Source organism: Syntrophaceae bacterium (assembly GCA_013177825.1).
GTDB lineage: Bacteria > Desulfobacterota > Syntrophia > Syntrophales > PHBD01 > PHBD01.
On record JABLXX010000022.1, the window covers coordinates 1 to 3448 of the forward strand.

At 60.6% G+C, this 3448-nt stretch carries 5 protein-coding genes; all 5 read left to right on the forward strand.

The window, feature by feature from the left end:
• A partial coding sequence (locus tag HPY65_19155; GenBank protein ID NPU86598.1) for a hypothetical protein occupies positions 1–150 on the forward strand: 150 nt, incomplete at its 5' end.
• 134 nt (positions 151–284) lie between these two features.
• The gene (locus HPY65_19160) at positions 285–1169 is read left to right on the forward strand and encodes a carotenoid biosynthesis protein (GenBank protein ID NPU86599.1); all 885 of its coding nucleotides are present in this window, start codon (positions 285–287) and stop codon (positions 1167–1169) included.
• Between the two features lie 2 nt (positions 1170–1171).
• On the forward strand, positions 1172–1429 hold the full coding sequence (locus tag HPY65_19165; protein NPU86600.1) for a hypothetical protein: 258 nt from the start codon (positions 1172–1174) through the stop codon (positions 1427–1429).
• Between the two features lie 179 nt (positions 1430–1608).
• Complete coding sequence (locus HPY65_19170) at positions 1609–3150, forward strand: AMP-binding protein (protein NPU86601.1); 1542 nt, start codon at positions 1609–1611, stop codon at positions 3148–3150.
• 87 nt (positions 3151–3237) lie between these two features.
• On the forward strand, positions 3238–3448 hold a 211-nt coding region (locus HPY65_19175), incomplete at its 3' end, for a 3-hydroxybutyryl-CoA dehydrogenase (protein ID NPU86602.1).

A 3448-nucleotide genomic window follows, 5' to 3' on the forward strand; every position in this document is an offset into this window, starting at 1 on the left:
GACGGGGCCGACAACATCTTTTCCCACCTCATCAACGAGATGGACCTCGAGAAGATCAAGGTAGGCATGAAGGTCCGGGCGGTCTTCAAGGACACCGCGGACATGGAGGGCAACATCCAGGACATCAAGTACTTCGAAATCATTCGCTGACCTGAACGACAGCCCGGGAGCCGTCCGGTTTCCCCCGCGGGATCCGGACGGCCCACCCGAAGGCCATCGCGGGATACGGAACGGAGGCATCGAGCGCAATGTGGATAGGGTCTCATCTCAGAATCGAATCATGGATGGCGGAGATTCTCTTCTACGGGTTTTTCCTCCTTGTTCTCTGGCAGGGTCGCAAGGTCTTGGGACGGGAGCGGGCAAGCATCTTCCTGTGGGGCTCCCTGCTGTGGACCCTCACGGTGGAAAACCTGATGGTCCTCAACGGGGCTTATGACTATTTCGCATATGCTGACTATTACTGCGCCGGGGGGAGTCTGATCGGCGGATTCAGCGGCTGGGCCTGCATGGTCCTCTTCGTTCCCCTTAGCATCTCCCTGGGCTGGTTTATCTTCAGCCTGCCGGCGTTCATCATCGCCGACCGTCTTCTGCCGAGGTCCAACATCTGGCTCAAGGCAACCGTGGCGGCGGTCATGCTGGTCAGCCTGGATCTGCTCATGGATCCCATCAGCGTCGTCAACGAGTGGTGGCGCTGGACCGTACCCGGCTACTATCTCCGGGGGGTCAGCGTCGGCAATTACATCGGCTGGTTCTTCATGCTCTTCTTCTTCGCCGCAATCTACGAGCGTACCGTGATTGAACGGGGCTCTTTCGCCTGGCTCAGACCGCTGGAAAAGCTCTTCTTCCGACGGAATACGTCCGACCTGAAAAAGGAAAGCATCCAGGGAGTGGGTAAAATTCTGTATTTCCGCACGGCGGCGTTCATCCCCGTCATGGTGATCGCGACACTCCTGGTGGCGACCATCCCCAAACAGATGGGCTTCAACCGCTATGCGCCGTTCCACAATGTTTTTCCGAAAAAATTCGATCAGCTGTACCCGGCCTCGGCGAAGCCTGCCGGTCTCGGAGCGGTGGTTCTGGCCGACGACGACCCACGCCGGGTGAAGGGGCCGCGCTGCGGAACCGTTCTGGACGGCACGCCGCAGCCCGCCGTCCGGGAAGGGAGGTGAGCGTGATGGAAAGCCGACTCAACGAACGAGAAACGAGAGAATCCCTGCGGGCCCGGTTTGCCATGGGGATCATCCTGCTGGTCTTCTGGCTGATCCTGATGGGAATGGCCGTCGTGACCTTCCCCTTCGTCCAGCACACGACGACAAACCAGAACGCCACCTACGGCCTGATCACGGGGCTGCCGTTCCTGGTGCTCGTGCTTCTTTACCTGGTGCAGGCGGCGAAGGACCTGGCGGCGTTCCGGAAAGGAAAGGCCTGAACGGTTACAAACGCTTCCACCGCAAGGGGCGGTCGTGAGCGGCAGCTATGAAACCGGCGTTCCGGCCTGAAAAGACCCGCCTCCTCCCGAAAGGGTCGCCAGCGGAAACGGACAGCCGGATTGACCTTCGAAAACCGGGCAACACAGGAAAAGAAAACGACAGAGAGGGGAATCATCACATGAACATGGCAGGGTATTTAAGCGACGGCATCAAAAAGTTCGGAGAATATGAACAGTTCGTCTACATCGCGAACGACCGGCGGACGATCCTCACGAACACGGAGATCGACCGGCGGGCGCGGTCCCTGGCGACGGGCCTCCAGAAGGCCGGCATCGGGAAGGGCGACATCGTGGGCGTCATGGTCAGCAACATCCTCGAGATCCCGGAGCTCATGAACGGCATCATGCGCATGGGCGCCGCGTACCTGCCCATCATCTTCATGCTGACCCCCAAGGAAATCCGCTACATCCTGGAAGACTCCCAGGCCCGAATCCTCATCACGGAAAAGAACATGTGGCCGAAGATGAAGCAGGCCCTCGAAGGGAACACCTTCGTGAAGCAGATCATCGTCATCGGCGCCGGGCCGGGGGACGACCTGCCCGAAAAGTTCATTCCCTACGAGGCCTTCGTCGCCAACGACGGCTCCCTGGGAGACGTCCGGGACCTGTCGTCCGACGACCTGGGCATCCTGATGTATACCTCCGGCTCCACGGGCTTTCCCAAGGGCGTCATGTTGACCCACGGGAACCTGATCGGGAACATGCTCCAGGGGTTCAAGGTATGGCCTTACGAGGAGCGCAAAGAAGTATCCTATGCCTGCGTGCCCATGAACCACATCTACGGGTGCCTGGGGTATCACGAAGCCTGCTACTTCGGCGGAAAGCTTATCCTGGTTCCCCCGTTCGATCCGGTCAAGACCCTCGAGCACATGACGGAGTTCAAGGTGTCCGTGACGGGCCTGGTGCCGACCATGATCATCCTGATGATGATGGTCTACAAGCCCGGCCTGCACAGCCTGAAGTCCATGAAATACTGCGTCAGCGCAGGGGCTCCCCTGGCGGAGGAGACGCTGCTCCAGGCCCAGGAGATGTTCGGCATCAAAATCCTGCACGGGTATGGCTGCACGGAAGCGGGCCCCACGATCGCCCGCCAGCCGAGGGAAGGGAAGTTCAAGCCGGGATCCGTAGGACCGGCGCTTCCCGGTCTGGAAATGAGGCTCGTGGACGATGAGGGCCGGGAGGTTCCCCGGGGGCAGGTCGGGGAGATCCTCGTCAAGGGTCCCGGCGTCACCAAGGGATACTGGAACAAGCCGAAGGAGACGGCGGAAGCGCTTCGAGACGGCTGGCTGCACACGGGCGACCTGGGTCGCCTCGACGAGGACGGCGAGCTTTTCATCGTCGGCCGGAAGAAGGACCTCATCATCAAGGGCGGCGAGAACATCGACCCGGGGGTCTCGGAAAACGTCCTGGCGAAGCACCCGGCGGTCTTCATGGTCGCGACCATCGGCATCCCCGATGCCAAGTACGGCGAGGAGGTCGCCTCCGCGGTGATCCTGAAGCCGGGCCAGCAGGTCACCGAAGAAGATCTCCTGGCCTATGCGAAGGAGCATCTCCATCCATTCGTGGCGCCGAAGCGGATCTTCCTGATGCCCTCTTTCCCCATGACGGGAACGGGCAAGGTCCTCAAGCGGGAAATCAAGGAGATGGTGAAAACCATGTAGAAACGGCCGTATACCCGGCGGGCGGCGCTTCGCCACGGCCGGGGCCGTTTTCAATCATAGATCGGCAACAATGGAAAGGAAGAGCAAATCATGATCAGGAAGCTTTGTGTGATCGGTGCGGGCACCATGGGGGCGGGGATCGCCCAGGTGGCCGTCGAGAAGGGCGTCGATGTGACGATGCGGGACGTGGAGGATCGCTTCGTCGAGAAGGGGCTGTCGACCATCCGGAATTTCCTCGGGAAGAAGCTGGAGAAGGGGAAGCTCTCGGCGGAGGATCACGACGCGATCCTGGGACGCC